The following is a 17,906-nucleotide window of genomic DNA, read 5'->3' as shown; positions in this document are numbered from 1 at the left end:
AAGTGGCTAATGGCCTATGCGGACAAGCGGAGTAAGACATGTACGCTGTTTTCCAAAGTGGTGGTAAACAACACCGTGTAAGCGAAGGCCAGACCCTACGCTTAGAAAAACTAGACGCAGAAACTGGTGCTAGCGTTGAATTTGATTCAGTTCTTCTTGTAGCTAACGGCGAAGAAGTAACTGTAGGCGCACCTTTCGTAGCTGGCGGTAAAGTAACTGCTGAAGTTGTTACTCACGGTCGTGGCGATAAAGTTAAAATCGTTAAGTTCCGTCGTCGTAAGCACTCTCGTAAGCAAGCGGGCCACCGTCAGTGGTTCACTGAAGTCAAAATCACTGGCATCAGCGCTTAATAACAGGAGAATTTAAAGATGGCACACAAAAAAGCTGGCGGTTCTACTCGTAACGGCCGCGATTCAGAAAGCAAACGCCTAGGTGTTAAACGTTTCGGTGGCGAATCTGTACTTGCAGGTAACATCATCGTTCGTCAACGTGGTACTAAATTCCACGCTGGTAACAACGTAGGTTGCGGTAAAGACCACACTCTATTCGCTCTATCTGACGGTAAAGTGAAGTTCGAAGTTAAAGGTCCTAAGAACCGTAAATTCATTTCTATCGAAGCTGAATAATTTAGCCTCGAAATGAATTTTAAAGCCCTGCCTACTGGCGGGGCTTTTTGTTATGGAAGGGTTTATGCCGAATCAGAACCCGACTGCAGGAATATTGCTGGCGTTAATGACGGCATTATTTTGGGGCGCATTGCCCATAGCAATGAAACAAGCTGTCGAAGTGATGGAACCATTCACCATTGTTTGGTATCGCTTTGTAACGGCTTCGATTGGTTTAGGGTTATGGCTGTATTGGCGTAAGCAACTACCTCGAGCTCGAACTTTAAGGGTGGCCGAATGTGGCATCCTGTTGTTGGCGAGCCTTGGCTTGGCGGGTAACTTTGTACTGTTTAACAGCGCATTGGAATACCTTAACCCGCCTGTTGTACAGGTGATCATCCAGCTGGCACCGGTCATATTATTACTGTCCAGCGTTTGGCTGTTTAAAGAGAAGCTGGGAGTACACCAGATTGTTGGTGTAGCGTGCCTGATGCTAGGCTTGTTGCTGTTTTTCAATGAACGGCTGGTTGAACTGTTTACCAGTTTTACAGGTTATACTCAGGGCGTGATGCTCGCAGTATTGGCTGCGCTGGTATGGGTGATCTATGGCCTGGCCCAGAAAGTGATGCTAAGGCATTTTAGCTCACCCCAGATCTTACTGATGATCTATATGATCTGTGCCGTGATGCTGACGCCATTGGCATCTCCAGAGCAGATCCTGTTGATGGATTCGAGACAGCTGGGCATGTTGATGTTCTGCTGTATTAATACCTTGGTCGGCTATGGCGCCTTTGCTGAAGCAATGGCACGCTGGCAGGCCTCGCAAGTGAGTGCGGTGATCACCCTGGCTCCCTTGTTTACAATTATATTTGTCGACCTTGCCAGCTTGATCTGGCCACAGTTTTTTGCTGCCGCTGCCCTGAATGTTCTGGGCTATGTCGGCGCTATGGTTGTGGTAAGTGGCGCGATGTTTTGTGCCATTGGCCATAAGTTTATCAGGCAGCATAAATAGTCAAGGTCAATTACAATTAGTTAATAGCTTCCGGGAAATTGCTGACGTGACCTGGTCGAGACGTTTTAACGCCATAGCGCGGAGAAAGAAATGAAGTTTGTAGATGAAGCGGTAATTCGAGCTGATGCTGGTGACGGTGGTAACGGTACCGTTAGTTTCCGTACTGAAAAGTATATACCTAAAGGTGGTCCTGACGGTGGTGACGGTGGTGATGGTGGTGATGTTTATCTACTAGCCGATGAAAACGTCAATACTCTGATCGATTATCGCTTTGAACGATTCCATGCTGCAGTGCGTGGCGAAAATGGCCGTGGTGGTAACTGTACCGGTAAACGAGGCGAAGATAAGGTTCTCACGGTTCCTGTCGGTACTCGCGCTATTGATGAAGAAACTGGCGAAGTGATTGCCGATCTGACCCAGCATGGCATGAAGATCATGGTAGCCAAGGGCGGTTTCCATGGCTTGGGTAACACGCGCTTTAAATCGTCAGTAAACCGAGCTCCTCGTCAGAAAACAATGGGTAGTAAAGGTGAGATCCGTCACCTTCGCCTTGAGCTGTTGCTTCTTGCTGATGTGGGGATGTTGGGCCTACCGAATGCGGGTAAATCAACGTTCATTCGCTCTGTATCCGCGGCGAAGCCAAAAGTAGCGGATTACCCGTTCACAACCTTGGTTCCAAGCCTAGGTGTTGTACGCGTCGATTCTGACCGTAGCTTTGTTGTTGCTGATATCCCAGGCTTGATTGAAGGTGCTGCTGATGGCGCTGGCTTGGGTATTCGCTTCCTGAAACACCTAGAGCGCTGTCGCGTACTATTACACATGATTGATCTGCTACCAATCGATGGTTCAGATCCGATTGAGAATGCTTTCACTATCTTAAATGAGCTGGATAAATACAGCGACAAGTTAGCGAACAAGCCACGCTGGATCATCTTCAACAAAGTCGATCTTCTTTCAGAAGAAGACGCACAAGCGAAGATCGAAGAGATTTTGGAAGCGTTGGCGTGGGAGGGGGATTACTACTGTATCTCTGGCCTAACCCGTATGGGTACCAAAGAGCTGACTTATGACTTAATGGAATTCATCGAGCAACTTCCTAGAGAGCAAATTGTTGAGGAAGAAGAGAAGACTGAAAAAGTTGAGTTTAAGTGGGATGATTATCACGAAGAGCAGCTGAAGAAAGCCGAAAACAGTGATGACGACGACGATGATTGGGATGACTGGAACGAAGACGATTATGATGTAGAGATCATCTACAAGCCATAATCGACGCCGTAAGTACCGTCATTGTGTCAGCCTAGCAGAAAGCCGCTTTTCAGAGCGGCTTTTTTGTGTCTAGTCAACGCAGTGGATTATTAATTGTCTGATAATTGCGCTGTTGGGTATTTGAGAACTTATTCAGAGGGAAGGAAATGGTAAGTGAGGCGGAGCCGTTACAGGGAACGTTAACAGAGCCACAGCAACGGGAAATATCGAGGCTGGCAGTATTGGCTGGCCAGCGTTTGCTTCAGCATGGAGCTGAAAGTACATTGGTGACGGATGTTACCTGCCGGCTGGGGTTGGCGCTGGGTGTGGAAAGTGTCGAGGTGTCATTGTCAGCCAGCTCAATGGTGATCACGACATTGAGTCATGGGCGGTGTATCACGACGACGCGCCGCTGTCAGGATCGCGGGATCAATATGCAGGTGGTCACCGAGATCCAGCGGGTGTGTATTATGGCCGAGCGAGGGCTGCTGGGGGTAGAGGCGGTCCATCAGCGTTTGGAAAAGATCAAACCGCTACGTTATAACCGTTTCTTGGTTATTGTGATGATCGGGTTGTCATGTGCCTCCTTTAGCCGCTTGGCCGGTGCCGATTGGCCAGTTTTCTTCCTTACTTTTTTTGCTTCTTCTGTCGGGATGTTTGTACGACAGGAAATTGCACACTGCCATTTCAACCCACTGGTTAATTTTGGCGTAACAGCGTTTGTGACAACACTTATTTCTGGCTTTGGCCAGGTATATCAGATTGGTGAGGCGCCATTTTTGGCCATGGCCTCTTCTGTCTTGATGCTGGTACCCGGTTTTCCACTGATCAACGCCATATCCGATATGGTGAAAGGGTATGTGAACATGGGAATAGCCCGCTGGACGATGGCGACCTTACTTACCTTGTCGACGAGTATGGGGATTGTCGCGGCAATGAATGTGCTTGGTGTCTGGGGGTGGCTATCATGATGACTCTTGATTTTTTAGTGGCACTGCTCAATGACATGTTTTTTGCCATGATCCCGGCGGTTGGCTTTGCCTTGGTGTTTAATGTGCCACAAAAAGCCCTTAAGTACTGTGCGATTGGTGGTGCGCTGGGCCACGGTAGCCGTTTTGTCCTGATGCACTGGGGTGTACCGATTGAGTGGGCCACTTTGGGGGCGGCAACCTTGGTGGGGATGATTGGTGTCCATTGGTCACACCGTTTCCTCGCCCATCCGAAAGTGTTTACGGTGGCCGCGATGATCCCAATGGTTCCCGGTGTATTTGCCTTTAAGGCAATGATTGCACTGGTAGAAATCAACCACCTGGGTTTTAGTGCCGAGCTGTGGGCACTGTTGCTGGAGAATGTTATCAAGGCCGTATTTATTGTTGCTGCGCTGGCAATAGGGCTGGCAATGCCTGGGCTATTGTTTTATCGTCGCCGTCCGGTGGTTTAGTTTTTGAAGGGGACATGATGAAGATCAGTATGATCGCTGCGATGGCCAATGATCGAGTGATTGGTAAGGACAACGCGATGCCTTGGCACTTGCCTGCAGATTTTGCCTGGTTTAAGCAATCCACGCTGGGTAAGCCAATTGTGATGGGACGCAAGACGTTTGAGTCTATCGGTCGCCCGCTACCAGGTCGCCAGAATATCGTGATCAGCAGAAATCCCGGGTTTAACGCTGAGGGCGTGACGGTTGTTGCCAATATTGAAGCTGCCAAATTAGCTGCTGGAGATGTTGAAGAGCTGATGATCATCGGCGGTGGCAGTATCTACGCCGCTTGCCTGCCAGAAGCCGATCGCTTGTACCTGACATTTATTGAACTCGATGTCGAAGGGGATACCTGCTTCCCTGACTGGGGCTCTGATTGGAATGAGGTTCATAGCGAAACGTACCAGGCTGATGACAAAAATGCCCACAACATGCGCTTTGTTATTCTTGACCGCCTTTAAGATATGCTTCGCATAGGAAGCGTATTTACACTTTGTGCAAGAGGCGTATGAGACTTCGCCTCTGAAGCGAGTTACGCTGCGCGCCGAGAAAAAAGCGAGAGTTGGTTGACTCTCGCTTTTCATTTTTTACTATTTACGACGCTTCACGCATAAACCGGGCACGCCTTCTCGAAGCGAGCCCCATCTTCCCATCGTAGCAGTGTCATGCTATTGCCCCAGACGCATCCAGTGTCCAAGCCGATGACATGCTGATCTTCATGACCCATCAGAGCTGCCCAGTGGCCAAAGATCACTTTTTTGCCGAGCGGCGGCTGCCTTGGCAGATCAAACCACGGCTTGAGCTGTCCGGCTTCTGCATGTTCAGGCGACAGTTTGCAATCCATATCAAGCCTGCCATCCGGGTAGCAAAAACGCATTCGGGTGAAGGCATTGATTGTATAGCGGTATTGGTCTATCCCGACCAGATCCGGACTCCAATAATCAGGGCCGTTGCCATACATGTTTTTTAGCAGCCACTGATAGTCATCACTTCGAAGGCAGGTTTCGACGTGTTTAGCTTGTTGGCGGGCTGTAGACAGATCCCATTGAGGGGAAATACCTGCATGTGTCATGACAAACGGAAGCTGGGGGTGTTCTGCCAGCAAGGGTTGTTGACGTAGCCATTCAAGCAGCTCTTCCCGGTCGGGAGCATCGAGGATTGGCTGAATTTTATCTCGGCTTTTTACCTTGGCAAGGCCACTGGCTACAGCCAGTAGGTGTAGGTCGTGGTTGCCCAGCACGGTGGTTGCCTTATTGCCTAACTCTTTGACAAAGCGCAGTGTTTCTAGTGATTTTGGACCACGAGCAACGAGATCGCCTGCTAACCATAGCTCATCGTGATGCGGATCAAATTGGGCTTGCTCAAGCAGATCACAGAGATCGTCAAAGCAGCCTTGAATATCACCGACAAGGTAAGTCGACATAAGGAGCCTCAGTGAAGAATATTGGGAATAGATAACCGGAATGGGGAAATTTCGGCTTTGAACTCGTCTCCCTGTTCATTGATCATGACATAGTGACCCTGCATCACCCCGAGCGGGGTTTCGATAATGGTACCGCTGGTGTACGTGTATTCATCATTAGCCGCAATTTTGGGCTGCTCACCAACGACGCCTTCACCGTCGATAACCAGCTTTTTACCGTTGGCGTCAGTGATCAACCAGTGACGGTTCAGTAGCTGTGCCTCACCATTACCCAAGTTGCAGATTGTAATAGTATACGAGAACACATAGCGCTGGTTTTCAGGTTCAGATTGGTCTTCGATGTAGTGGGTAACCACTCTGCACTTAATTGTGGGGATAGCGTTCATCGTCAATGTATTGCTTCCTTTCGTTAGCAGCTTGTCAGGGCTAGAGCAGGCTGAACCCTGACAAACATTTAATAGCCTGAGTTGTGGCTATTGCCACTTATTTTGCTGCGTCGTGGTTGGCATCCAGCCAGTTAGCCATAGCAACAAACTGCTCTAAAGTCAGATTTTCAGGTCGCAGGCCAGGATGGATTCCCAGAGCTTCCAGTTGCTCAGTGGTCATTAGTGCCTTGTAACAGTTGCGGATAGTCTTACGGCGTTTGTTGAAACCTTCTCGGCAAACACGATCTAACCACTTAAGGTTAGTACATGGATGTGGCAGTGTTTCATATGGCGTAATACGAACAACGGCAGAATCGACCTTAGGAGCAGGAACGAACGACTCTGGTGGCACTTCTAATACCGGCATAACGCGTGAGTAGTACTGCGCCATTACGGTTAATCGACCATAAGCTTTACTACCCGGACCTGCAGCCAGGCGGTTAACCACTTCTTTTTGTAACATGAAGTGCATATCTTGAATATGTTCATGGAACGAGAAAAGGTGGAACATCAGTGGTGTTGAAATGTTATATGGCAAGTTACCAAAAATACGTAGCTTGTTATTTGGTTTAATCAGCTGAGTGAAGTCGAAACGCATGGCATCGCCTTCATGAATGGTCAGCTTACTGCCTAGATCCGGGTGGTTGCGTAAACGCTCAGCAAGATCTCTATCGAGTTCGATAACTGAGAATTTATCCACTAATTTACCTACAGGCTCGGTGATCGCACCAAGACCAGGGCCAATCTCTACCAAGTTTTGACCTGGTAGCGGATTGATTGACGATACAATGCCGTCAATGATGTATGGGTCTTTCAAAAAGTTCTGACCAAAGCGCTTACGTGCGCGGTGGCCTAGGTGGACCTGATCGCTGCTCATGTTTGTTTTTCTACCAATTCAAGGGCGTGTGATAGCGCTGTCCAAAGGCTACCGGTATCCGCCTGTCCGGTACCAGCAAGTTCCAGTGCGGTACCATGATCTACTGAAGTTCTGATAAAGGGCAGGCCTAACGTAATGTTGACTGATTTGCCAAAGCCTTTGAATTTAAGCACTGGCAGCCCCTGATCGTGATACATGGCCAATACAGTATCTGCATCCGCCAGGTATTTTTCCTGGAAAATCGTATCTGCCGGCAACGGGCCAATCAGATTCATACCTTCCTGCTGGCGAAGTTGCTCGAGAGCAGGAGAGATCACTTCAATCTCCTCCTTACCCAAACAGCCATCTTCACCAGCGTGCGGGTTGAGCCCGCAAACATAAATTTTGGGTTGTTCAATACCAAATTTACTGACCAGATCGGCGTGCAGGATCCGTATCACCTGCTGCAGCCGCTCTTCTGTGACCGCCTTGGAAACATAGGCCAGCGGGATGTGAGTGGTCACTAGCGCCACTCGCAACCCTTCTGTTGCCAGCATCATCACTACCTGGGCAGTATTGGATCTCTGGGCAAAAAATTCGGTATGGCCACTGAATGATACCCCGGCACGGTTGATGACCCCTTTATGTACAGGGCCTGTTACCACCGCTGAAAACTCGCCGCTTAGACAGCCATCTGCTGCCCGGGCCAATGTCTCGAGCACATAATGGCCGTTAAGCTCATTCAGTTCGCCAGCTTTGGCTGGTGCCTTTAACTCATGATTGGCGATAACCAGGGTCCCGGCCTTGTGAGGCTGGGCTGGCTGGGCCGGATCATAGTCGGTGACTTCCAGTGGTAATCCTAGCTGGGTTGCACGTTCTACCATAAGCTGGGTGTTAGCACAAACAACCAGTTCGTGTGGCCAGTCATGCTGGGCGAGGGCAAGCACTAAATCAGGGCCTATCCCTGCTGGCTCACCGGGAGTAATTGCAATACGTTTAACCTTGGTCATTAGCGTCTTCCGGCTGTTCGATATAGGCACCAGCACGCAGTTCCTGCAACCATGCCTGGGCTTCTTCGTTAAACTTACGGCTGAATAGAATGCGGTAAGCGCGATTCTTGACGGCAGCATCGGTACGATCTACGTCTCGGCGTTCAATGACTTCAACGATGTGCCAGCCGTGTACGGTTTTGAACGGTTCGCTGATCATTCCGGTTGGCAGCGTTTCCACTTTGTCCTTAAATTCTGGGACATAAATATCAGGTGTCTGCCAGCCTAGTTCGCCTCCATTTGCAGCCGAACCCGGATCCGCACTAAGAGCCTGCGCCGCATCAGCAAAACTCTGCTCTCCGGCAAGGATTGCTCTACGTGCTTTATCCAATTGGCGTTGGGCGCCGTCATCGCTCATGATCACAGAGGTTTTCACCAGGATATGGCGAGCATTGATTTCGGTGACAGAAATGGTTTCCAGCCCCTGCACATCATTAATTTTCAGGATGTGGTAACCGACTCCACTACGGAATGGGCCGATAATCGCGCCTTTGCCACTGGATTTGATCTGGTCGGCAAAGATGGTTGGCATTTCTTCCTGGCGCATCCAGCCCCATTCTCCCCCCTGCAGGGCTTTCGGCCCCTTGGAATAGCTGTAGGCTAAGTTAGCAAAATCAGCCCCTTTTTTTAGCTCATTAACCAATTGTTGCGCTTGTGCCATGGCCTCGTCGCGCTGTACAGGGCTGGCATTTTCATTGACCCGTAACTGGATGTGGCTGATGTTAAAACTGACACCTTGCTGGTTTTGCTTATTCAGCTGCTGGGCCAGGGTGTCGACTTCCTGGGGCAGGATGTTAATACGTCGACGGACCTGGATTGTTCTCGCTTCACTAGCGGTAATATCGCGACGCATCTGCTCACGGAACATGGTAAAGCTGATGCCGTTGTCTGCCAGGAGCTGTTGTAGCTGGGCGACGGACATCTGGCGCTCGGCAGCGATCTGGTTAATAGCCTGATCCAGGCGGGTATCATCAATCCGGATCCCGAATTGTTCAGCCTGTTGGAGCTGAAGGGTTTCGATGATCAGCTTTTCCATGACCTGCTCTGACAGGATATCGTTTGACGGTAGCGGCTGGTTTTGACTGGCCGCATTCATCCGTACTGTTTTCAGCATGGCATCGACATCACTTTGCAGGATCACGCTGTCATTGACGATAGTGACGACCTTATCGAGTTCTTGCGGGGCAGCAATGCTGCCTGCAACCAGGCTCCATAATGTCAGGCCTAAAAGAGAAGACTTCCACTTTTTCATACATCTTTCCATCATGCGCCGTAGCGCGTTAAATCGGATGACGCCGTGGCTAATTGCCACGGTATCGGGTTAGTTATTGAGGTAGAACGGGCGGCCATAAGCAATCGCATTGCCGCCATCGGACACGGTACCAATCGGGGAGGCCCCTCCAGTCAGCCCTAGCAGGCTGAACGAAATACTGAAGTTCTGTTCATACTCTGCCGGGTCAGTGTTGACGTTGCCACGGGATTTCAGGTATTCGTTGTAGCCAAGGCTGATCATCCAGCAGGCCGAGCGGTAGTTCAGGGTGATTTGGCCTTCCAGCATTTGGTTTTCAGTCAAATCGTGGTAGTAGTCACCCCGTAGGCTCAGGCCACCGTAGACTGGGAAGCCAGTTGAGAAACCAAGCTGTGAGATCCCTTCTTCCGTGTAGTTATCAATCTGATCATTATCAGGCAGGCTCTGCTCGATATAACTTTTCGACACATAACGGTAGTTTAGTTGGCTAAACAGGTTATCTTCTCGGTATTCCATTGCAGCATTGGCAAACTGCATCTCATTTTCACTGGCGTCATACTGAAGCCCGCCATGGAAGAATAGCCAATTGTCGTAATTAAAATCGGATTCAAATGCCGATGCCGAATAGTTCGGGTTCGATTCGCCGTCTTCATCCAGGTTACGGCCAGCGTCATTAATATAGAAAATCTGGCCGAACGACAGGTTGAAGCGCTCGACAAAATCACTGTCGAAGAAACGGGTGCTTGCCCCGACGGTGAACTGGTTGGCGGCGGCAATCCGGTCAACGCTGGAATAGCGCTTGTCGCGGAACAGGCCGTAGTAGTCCGTCTGCAGCAGCGTTGTATCATAGCTGCTGAAGATATCCTGTTGTTCGACATCTTTGACATACAGGTACTGTAGCTGAGGCTCGAGGCTTTGGGTGTAGTCTTCCCCCCATAGCAAAGTATCACGCTCCAGGTATAAGCCACTGTGTATACGCACGCTCGGGACTGTACGAGAGGCAGTTTCCTCCAAGCTTTCCAGTCCGACGGTGCTGGAGTCAAACTCCTGGTCGTAATAGGTATACATCAGCTTGGCCTCGGAGGTGATGGACCACCAAGGTGTTGAATATGGCAGAGTTAGTGTTGGCTCTAGGTGAATACGATCCGCTGAAGGCTTGTCTGCAGCATCGTTTTCGAAGCGGCTGATATGGCTGTTCAGGTTGAAATCCAAGCCATACGCCATGTCTGGCCGATAATAGTTAAATTCCAGCTGTGGCATCAGGCGATAGTTGGAAGACACCCCGCTGGTCAGAGGCTGGAAGTCACGTACACGCAGGGTCGAGTCCCAGAAGCGTTCACGGTAGGAAACCTCCCCGGTTTGCAGCAGGTTGTTGTCTTCACGTTCGCCGATGCTGGAGTCGATATCCTCGAAGTAGGTCACATCACTGACCTTGCTGTAGTCGACATCAAACAGCCAGTGGCTGTTATAAGTACCGCTATGAGACCAGTTAAAGCCCCAGCGCGCACCCTGATCTGAGGCATTTTTATCATCGCCCAGGTACTCGCCCTGCAAGTGACCACGGCCCGCTTCGGTCAGGTAGCGAAACTCGGTGTTGAGCTGCAGGCCCCGGTTACTCATGTATTTCGGGGTAATGGTCATGTCGTAATTTGGCGCGATGTTCCAGTAAAACGGGGTTTCCAGTTCGAAACCATCGCGGGAGCCATAGCTCACGGATGGGTATAAGAAACCGGTCAGGCGCTCTTTGCCGACAGGAACACGCAGGTACGGCATATAAAACACCGGCACTTCTGCCACTTCAAAACGGGCATTATACAAATCAGCAAAAGGCGAGTCGTTTTCACGCTCGATACTGGTGGCCGAAAACAGCCAGCTCTTGTCACCAGGAGGGCAGGTGGTGTAGGTACCATTTTTCAGGCGGTAGTAGGAGAGACCATTTTTGGTGATCCGCTCTGCTTCCCCACGACCGGCTTCGCAGGTCATGTTATACACCGCGTTATCCATCTCGGAGTCTTCGGTGTCCAAGTTACTTTGAATACGATCGGAGTAGACCTCAAGAGTCCCGTCATGGAAGTAGACGTTGCCTTCCGCCGTAACGATATTTTCGGGCTGATGCAAGGTTGCAGTGTCGGCAGCAACCGTGCGGTTTCCTTGCTGCAGTATGACATCGCCCGAGTAAGTCACTTTTTGGTTGGTCTTTGCTTCTGCCTGATCGGCGGTTACCTTAATCGGTTCGCGGTTGGCATCTTCTGGCATATCCTGAGGTGCGATACAGACACCCCGAACCAACTCAAGCTCGCTATTAGTGTCATTGACAGCCGCAGACTCATCGTTGACATCTTCGCTCGGAGTAGGGTTCTCATAAGCCATCGCGGGACCATAAAGCGCAAGGCTTATCATGGTGGCCAGTAAGCTGCGGGAGGTTAATGACATCTAGTTAAACTTTCCTGTTTTCAATTTTGCGCTTTTTAGGAACAGATTGGTGGCGCTTTTTACAAGCATTCCCGATAAATGACAGCTATCATAATGCAAATTCTATCCGACGGCATCTTTTCGCGTTATTGTGTCGGGTTAATTCCAGTATAAATATTTCTAAATTTAGCAAATTACCAGAGAGTAGAGAATGCAGGTTTGGGGTAAGATTTTAGGCGCATTTTTTGGTTTCCTTCTTGGAGGTCCGTTCGGTTTGTTATTAGGCCTCTTTTTGGGGCATAAGTTCGACAAGGCCAGAACAAATATTTATTACCGTGGCGGGTTTGGCAATTTTGGTGCTGGTCGAGCTAGTAGTGCCGAACGTCAGGCGGAATTTTTCTATGCTGGCTTTGCAGTTATGGGTCATATGGCCAAGTCTAAAGGACGGGTAACGGCAGAAGAAATTCGGGTGGCCAGCGCAATTATGGATCGCATGAACTTGCATGGCGAGTCCCGCCGCCAGGCACAAAATGCATTCCGGGAGGGTAAAGAAGAAGATTTCCCGCTGGATGAAACATTGACGAAAGTGCGGATGAGCAGTGCCGGTCGTGCTGATTTGCTGCAGTTTTTTCTTGAACTGCAAATTCAGGCCGCATTTGCCGATGGTAGCCTGCACCCGAGCGAGCGTCAGCTTCTGTATGTGATTGCCCGTAGCCTTGGCTTCTCGGAGCGACAGCTGGAGCAGCGCCTGCATATGCAGGAAGCGGCATTTCGTTTCCAGCAGGGAGAATACCAGCAGCAAGGGGCGTTCCGACAGACGCCGACCAAAGATCAGCTGGCAGATGCCTACGAATTATTGGGGGTGCAAGAGTCGGCATCGGCACAGGAGCTGAAAAGAGCATACCGCAAGCAGATGAATGAGCATCATCCGGATAAGCTGGCTGCCAAGGGCTTGCCGCCCGAAATGATGGAGCTGGCCAAGCAGAAAACCCAGGAGCTGCAGGCGGCTTATGATCTGATCCGTAAGGAACAGGGGGTTAAGTAGGCTACGCCTAGGAAGCGCATTTACACTTCGTGTAAGAAGCGAGGGCGCTGCGCTTCGTGAGGCGGGGGTTTTCATTGATAACCAATTGGTGATGTCGAAAATTTCCCGCTTCCCGCTTCTTAAACTATATTCCTTGGCGTCCCGGCCACAAATGCATTGATATTGTCGATTAGCTGGTTGGCAAGTGCCTGAATGGCTGAATCGGATCCCCAGGCTACGTGGGGGGTTAGCAATAGGTTTGGCAGATGGGCATTGGCAATCAGAGGGTTGCTGTTATCTGCTGGCTCATCGGTAAAGACATCAACGCCTGCTCCCCCTATCTCACCGTGCTTTAGCGCATCAACCAGCGCCTGTTCGTCAACTAGGCCGCCCCTACCGGTATTGATCAACAGGCTAGATGGCTTCATGCTTGCCAGCTCTTCCTGGCCTATCAGGTTAGTTGTCTGCGCTGTCAAAGGGCTGTGCAGGGTGAGGATATCCGCCTGTGCCAGCACTTCAGAAAAAGGGGTGTAGCCGTCTCGGCAATGCTGTTGGCTTTTGCGCTCGGCAAGTAACACCCTCATCCCCAATGCTTGTGCCAGTTTCGCTACTGCCTGGCCCAAGCTGCCGCTACCGATGATCCCTAGCGTCGAGCCTTTAATATCTCTAATCGGATGGGTAAAAAAGCAAAACTGTTTTTTTTGCTGCCAGACACCGGCCTCAATATCCCGGTGGTATCCCATCAGGTTGCGCCGCAGGGCAAACATCATTGCCACGGCATGCTCAGGAACGGAATCTGTTGCGTAGCCGCGAATATTACTGATGGTTATCCCGTGCTGGTGGCAATAATCGAGATCGACATTGTTGGTCCCCGTCGCCGCAATCGCGATCATTTTTAGCTGGGGGAGCTGGCTTAGCACCTTGGCATCGAGAACAACCTTGTTACTGATGGCGATGGTGGCATGTTGCAAGCGGGTGATGATCTGCTCAGGAGCGGTTGCCGGATATTCGTCCCACTGGTGGGCAAAACTTGGCTGGGGCAGTTGGATATGGGCGGGAATGGTATCCCGGTCGAGAAAGACGATGGTTTCCATATGCTTGAGAGAGGCTCCAAAGTTAGTGTTCATTCAGTTAACACTAACTTTGGGGCAGACCTCAACCAAGAGGGTTAATTTTCTTGATCCGGGAGCGTTTTGCTCGGCGCATCGGGGTAGAAATCGCATGGGGCGAACAGATGCATGGGTTGCTCTGTCGTTGGCTGGGTAAAGGTCAGCTCGGCCGCATGGAGCTGCAGCCTTGGTGCGATTTCCCGGGCCTCGTCATGGGCATAAAAGCGGTCGCCCAGTATTGGGTGGCCGAGTGCCAGCATATGGACCCTGAGCTGATGAGACCGGCCAGTGACAGGGCGCAGGCGTACCAGGGTACTGTTGTCTTCGCGGGCAATCACCTGATAGTGGGTGACAGAGGGTTTGCCGTCTTCGAAGCAGACTTTTTGCATCGGGCGGTTCGGCCAGTCACAGATTAGCGGCAAATCAACCGTGCCGCTGTCTTGTTCCAGTTGGCCCCATACCCTGGCATAGTAAACCTTCTCCGTCTGGCGCTCCCGAAATTGTTTTTGCAGGTGGCGCTCAGAGTCTTTATTGGTAGCAAGCAGGATCAACCCTGATGTGGCCATATCCAAACGGTGGACAAGGTGGGCTTCGGGATGCTCTTTAAGTACCCGGCTGTATACGCTGTCATGGTGGATTGGATCACGGCCCGGGTTGGACAGCAAACCTGATGGTTTGTTGAGCGCAATAATATCGTTGTCGAGATGTAAAATATCCAACCACGGATCGGTGGGCGGGTTATAGTCCAGCAAAGGCAGTGGTTTCATGATTTACTCAGGCTGACAGGATTTTGAAGCGGGCAAGAATAACACATTCGCTGTAGGGGCCATTCATCGAATGGCTGGGTGAATAAAAAAACACCTGACAGCAAGTGGCTGTCAGGTGTTTTGGCAGGAACAATGTACGTGAGTCGTCGCTAGGTACCGGCGAGTTAGCCGTGGCTGACAACAATCAGACGCAACGAGTCCAGCTGAACCTGAGCTTTGGCGATATAACCTGTTAGGTCTTGGATTTGGTTTTCAATCAATTCCAGTTCATCATCACGGATATTCGGGTTGACCGCTTTGAGTGCCTGGAGACGATCCAGCTCAGCACGTAGGGTCGTTTCCATGTCAGCCTGAGCGGCATCGCGAACAGTCTCCAGCTCTTTGCCGACAGCCTGTTCAGCATGTTCAATCAGAACATGGATATCTTTCTGCACCGAGTTGACCAGTTTGCTGGCAAGGTGGCGGTTTACTGGGCTAAGCTGGCGGTTGAAGCCTTCAAACTCAACATTGGCCGACAGGTTGTTGCCTTTGGCATCAAGCAAGATACGAATAGGCGTCTGTGGCAGGAAGCGGCCAATACCGGACTGTTTCGGTGCCTGTGCATCAACGACATACACCAGCTCAAGCAGCAGGGTACCCGCAGGAAGGGCCTTGTTTTTCAGCAGAGATACCGCCGTTGTCCCCACACCTTCTGACAGCAGCAGATCGATACCGCCCTGGATCATTGGGTGCTCCCAGCTGATAAAGTGCAGATCTTCCCGTGACAGTGCCGTATCGCGCTCAAACGTGATGGTGCAGCCGTCATAAGGCAGACCCGGATAGCTGGCAACCATCATGTGCTCCGATGGCGTCACCACAATGGCATTTTCACCCTTGTCGTCCTGGTTCAAGCCGATGGTATCGAATAGGCCGAGGGCAAACGTCACAAGGTTGGTGTCTCCGTCTTTTGCGGAAATCTGTTCAACGAGCGCGCGTGCCTTATCCCCCCCGTTGGAGTGGATTTCCAGCAGGCGGTCACGGCCTTGTTCCAGCTTGCCTTTCAGTTCACGGTGCATAGCGGCACTGCGTTCAATCAGCTGCTCTAGTGCTTCACCATCATGCTTATCACTGGCCAGCAGGGTAATGAGCTCGCTGCTGAAGGCATCGTATATGGCGCGACCTGTCGGGCAGGTTTCCTCAAAGGCGTTCAGGCCTTCGTTGTACCAGTGGGCCAGCAGTGCCTGTGAAGTACCTTGTAGGTGCGGTACATGGATTTCAATATCACGCTTCTGGCCAATTCGGTCCAGGCGGCCGATACGCTGTTCCAGCAGATCCGGGTTATTCGGCAGGTCAAACATCACCAGCTGGTTGGCAAACTGGAAGTTGCGGCCTTCAGAGCCAATTTCCGAACATAACAATACTTGAGCGCCACCTTCTTCCTGGGCAAAGTAGGCGGCGGCTTTATCGCGTTCAATGATCGACATGCCTTCATGGAAGACGGTCGCACGGATCCCTTCACGCTCGCGCAGCGCCTGCTCCAGTGTCAGTGCGGTTTGCGCACGGGAGCAAATGACCAGTACCTTCTCATTGCGGTTTGCCATTAGCATATCCAGCAACCAGGTTACCCGTGGGTCAAAGTTCCACCAAGTTGCTGAATCACCTTCAAATTCTTGGTAGATATCTTCCGGATACAGCAGCTTGATGGTTTTCTGCTCTTCTGACATTTTGCCACCCATCATCCCGGCTACGCGCATTGCCGTCTGATACTGGGTCGGCAGTGGTAGTGGGTACATATTCAGGTGGCGCTGCGGGAAGCCCTTGATTGCAGTCCGGGTATTACGGAACAGCACTCGGCCGGTACCATGGCGATCCATCAGGTTGTCGATAAGCTCATGACGTACCGTTTCTTGTTGTTCGCCATCGATATCCTGAGACTCAATGATCCGCAGCATTGGCTCGATATCTTGCTCTGGCAGCAGCTCTGTCAGGCTGTTTTGGGCGCTCTCATCGAGTTTCTCGCCTGATAGCAGACGAGAGACAGCATCCGCGACCGGTGCATATTGGCGTTCTTCTTCAACAAAGGCTTCGTAGTCGTAGAAACGGTCTGGGTCAAGCAAGCGCAGGCGGGCAAAGTGGCTCTCGTGGCCCAGCTGCTCAGGGGTTGCGGTTAGCAGCAGCACGCCAGGACTTTTCTCTGCCAGGGCTTCAACCACCTGGTACTGGCGGCTTGGTTTGTCCTCGCTCCACTCTAGGTGGTGCGCTTCATCGACAACCAGCAGATCCCAGTCTGCATCGAGGGCCTGTTCAAAACGGCGGCGGCTCTTGCGCAGGAAGTCCAACGAACACAGGACATATTGCGCAGTATCAAACGGGTTGGCAGAATCGGCATAGGCTTCGACACAGCGCTCCTCGTCAAAAATAGAGAAGTGCAGGTTGAAGCGGCGCATCATTTCTACCAGCCACTGGTGTTGGAGTGTTTCCGGCACCAGGATCAGAATGCGTTCTGCACGGCCTGAAAGCACCTGTTGGTGGATGATCATACCGGCTTCGATAGTCTTGCCCAGGCCAACTTCATCGGCCAGCAATACGCGCGGCGCATAACGGCGACCGACTTCGTGGGCGATGTATAACTGGTGCGGGATCAGTCCGGCACGCATACCACACAGACCACGCAATGGGCTCTTGTGCTGCTCGTATTGGTTTTTAAGCGCACGGTAACGCAGGGCGAAGCGATCCATCCGGTCGATTTGGCCGGCAAACAATTTATCCTGTGGCTTATTGAATCGGATTTGGTTGCAGAGGAAAATTTCACGTAGCTGAACATCTTCTTCTTCGGTATCTGTACGTGTTCCCACATAAGTGAACACGCCGCCGGTTTCCTCGACCTGCTCGACCTTCAGTGACCAGCCTTCATGGCTTTCAACCACATCGCCGACATTAAACATTACGCGGGTAACGGGGGCATCACTTCGTGCGTACAGGCGGTTCTCTTCACAGGCTGAGAACATCAAGGTGACAGTACGGGCGTCAGCCGCAACGACTGTTCCCAAACCCAGATCACTTTCAGTATCGCTGATCCAACGTTGACCCAAAGCAAATGGCATAGTGGTTAAAACCTTCTAATTATTTGATATTAAGGAGAATGTTAATCCGATGCTCTAACATTTTTGAACTACACTGAGATTAAGTGTAAGCCAGAATCCGCATCGGTAAAAAAAGGGAGTAATGTTACTGCATGCTGTGAGTAAGGTCACGGCGAAAGTGACCTGAA

The 17,906-nt window shown here is 51.0% G+C and carries 17 protein-coding genes; 8 read left to right on the top strand and 9 right to left on the bottom strand.

Translation table 11 applies throughout. From position 1 onward, the window contains the following. Positions 1–38 precede the first annotated feature (38 nt). The 7 genes from rplU (at position 39) to folA (ending at position 4,803) form a co-directional block, all read left to right on the top strand. Positions 39–350 carry a 50S ribosomal protein L21 gene (gene rplU, locus AC51G0_RS16675; protein WP_036825723.1) on the top strand — a complete coding sequence of 104 codons (312 nt, stop codon included), beginning with the start codon at positions 39–41 and terminating at the stop codon, positions 348–350. An 18-nt stretch (positions 351–368) separates the two neighbouring features. Then, complete coding sequence (gene rpmA / locus AC51G0_RS16670) at positions 369–626, top strand: 50S ribosomal protein L27 (protein WP_128785460.1); 258 nt, start codon at positions 369–371, stop codon at positions 624–626. 64 nt (positions 627–690) lie between these two features. Next, complete coding sequence (locus AC51G0_RS16665; protein ID WP_496299877.1) at positions 691–1,617, top strand: DMT family transporter; 927 nt, start codon at positions 691–693, stop codon at positions 1,615–1,617. Between the two features lie 90 nt (positions 1,618–1,707). After that, positions 1,708–2,883: an Obg family GTPase CgtA gene (gene cgtA / locus AC51G0_RS16660; RefSeq protein ID WP_496299876.1), complete on the top strand. Its 1,176-nt coding sequence runs from the start codon at positions 1,708–1,710 to the stop codon at positions 2,881–2,883. Positions 2,884–3,029: 146 nt separating this feature from the next. After that, the gene (locus AC51G0_RS16655) at positions 3,030–3,833 is read left to right on the top strand and encodes a threonine/serine exporter family protein (RefSeq protein WP_496299875.1); all 804 of its coding nucleotides are present in this window, start codon (positions 3,030–3,032) and stop codon (positions 3,831–3,833) included. Then, on the top strand, positions 3,830–4,303 hold the full coding sequence (locus AC51G0_RS16650; RefSeq protein WP_496299874.1) for a threonine/serine exporter family protein: 474 nt from the start codon (positions 3,830–3,832) through the stop codon (positions 4,301–4,303). Before AC51G0_RS16655 ends, AC51G0_RS16650 begins: the two co-directional genes overlap by 4 nt. Before the next feature lie 17 nt (positions 4,304–4,320). After that, positions 4,321–4,803: a type 3 dihydrofolate reductase gene (gene folA, locus AC51G0_RS16645; protein WP_496301993.1), complete on the top strand. Its 483-nt coding sequence runs from the start codon at positions 4,321–4,323 to the stop codon at positions 4,801–4,803. Between the two features lie 143 nt (positions 4,804–4,946). Here the strand turns inward: folA and AC51G0_RS16640 are convergent, their stop codons facing one another. The 6 genes from AC51G0_RS16640 to lptD all read right to left on the bottom strand — a co-directional run bounded on the left by AC51G0_RS16640 (position 4,947) and on the right by lptD (position 11,777). Further along, on the bottom strand, positions 4,947–5,765 hold the full coding sequence (locus AC51G0_RS16640) for a symmetrical bis(5'-nucleosyl)-tetraphosphatase (RefSeq protein WP_496299873.1): 819 nt from the start codon (positions 5,763–5,765) through the stop codon (positions 4,947–4,949). An 8-nt stretch (positions 5,766–5,773) separates the two neighbouring features. Then, positions 5,774–6,151 (bottom strand): Co2+/Mg2+ efflux facilitator ApaG/CorD, encoded by a 378-nt coding sequence (gene apaG / locus AC51G0_RS16635; protein ID WP_496301992.1) that lies wholly within the window; start codon positions 6,149–6,151, stop codon positions 5,774–5,776. 97 nt (positions 6,152–6,248) lie between these two features. Next, positions 6,249–7,067, bottom strand: coding sequence for a 16S rRNA (adenine(1518)-N(6)/adenine(1519)-N(6))-dimethyltransferase RsmA (gene rsmA / locus AC51G0_RS16630; RefSeq protein WP_496299872.1), 819 nt, complete (start codon positions 7,065–7,067; stop codon positions 6,249–6,251). Further along, entirely contained in the window at positions 7,064–8,056 is a 993-nt protein-coding gene (gene pdxA / locus AC51G0_RS16625) for a 4-hydroxythreonine-4-phosphate dehydrogenase PdxA (protein WP_496299871.1), read from the bottom strand. The genes rsmA and pdxA overlap by 4 nt, the downstream gene beginning before the upstream one ends. Beyond that, positions 8,043–9,347: a peptidylprolyl isomerase SurA gene (gene surA / locus AC51G0_RS16620; protein ID WP_496299870.1), complete on the bottom strand. Its 1,305-nt coding sequence runs from the start codon at positions 9,345–9,347 to the stop codon at positions 8,043–8,045. The genes pdxA and surA overlap by 14 nt, the downstream gene beginning before the upstream one ends. 69 nt (positions 9,348–9,416) lie before the next feature. Beyond that, on the bottom strand, positions 9,417–11,777 hold the full coding sequence (lptD, locus tag AC51G0_RS16615; RefSeq protein ID WP_496299869.1) for an LPS assembly protein LptD: 2,361 nt from the start codon (positions 11,775–11,777) through the stop codon (positions 9,417–9,419). Between the two features lie 190 nt (positions 11,778–11,967). On the opposite strand from lptD, the gene djlA reads away from it, so the two are divergent. Next, positions 11,968–12,801 (top strand): co-chaperone DjlA, encoded by an 834-nt coding sequence (djlA, locus tag AC51G0_RS16610; protein WP_496299868.1) that lies wholly within the window; start codon positions 11,968–11,970, stop codon positions 12,799–12,801. Positions 12,802–12,920: 119 nt separating this feature from the next. Here djlA and AC51G0_RS16605 read toward each other — a convergent pair whose 3' ends face one another. The 3 genes from AC51G0_RS16605 to rapA all read right to left on the bottom strand — a co-directional run bounded on the left by AC51G0_RS16605 (position 12,921) and on the right by rapA (position 17,739). After that, positions 12,921–13,907, bottom strand: a complete 987-nt coding sequence (locus AC51G0_RS16605) for a D-2-hydroxyacid dehydrogenase (protein ID WP_496299867.1) — start codon at positions 13,905–13,907, stop codon at positions 12,921–12,923. A 41-nt stretch (positions 13,908–13,948) separates the two neighbouring features. After that, positions 13,949–14,656 carry a bifunctional tRNA pseudouridine(32) synthase/23S rRNA pseudouridine(746) synthase RluA gene (rluA, locus tag AC51G0_RS16600; protein ID WP_496299866.1) on the bottom strand — a complete coding sequence of 236 codons (708 nt, stop codon included), beginning with the start codon at positions 14,654–14,656 and terminating at the stop codon, positions 13,949–13,951. Positions 14,657–14,820: 164 nt separating this feature from the next. Further along, a complete protein-coding gene (gene rapA, locus AC51G0_RS16595) occupies positions 14,821–17,739 on the bottom strand; it encodes an RNA polymerase-associated protein RapA (RefSeq protein ID WP_496299865.1) in 2,919 nt (972 codons plus the stop codon). Between the last annotated feature and the right edge of the window lie 167 nt (positions 17,740–17,906).

The organism is Photobacterium sp. HL06 (genome assembly GCF_059552575.1).
This window is presented reverse-complemented; position numbering and strand designations above follow the sequence as displayed.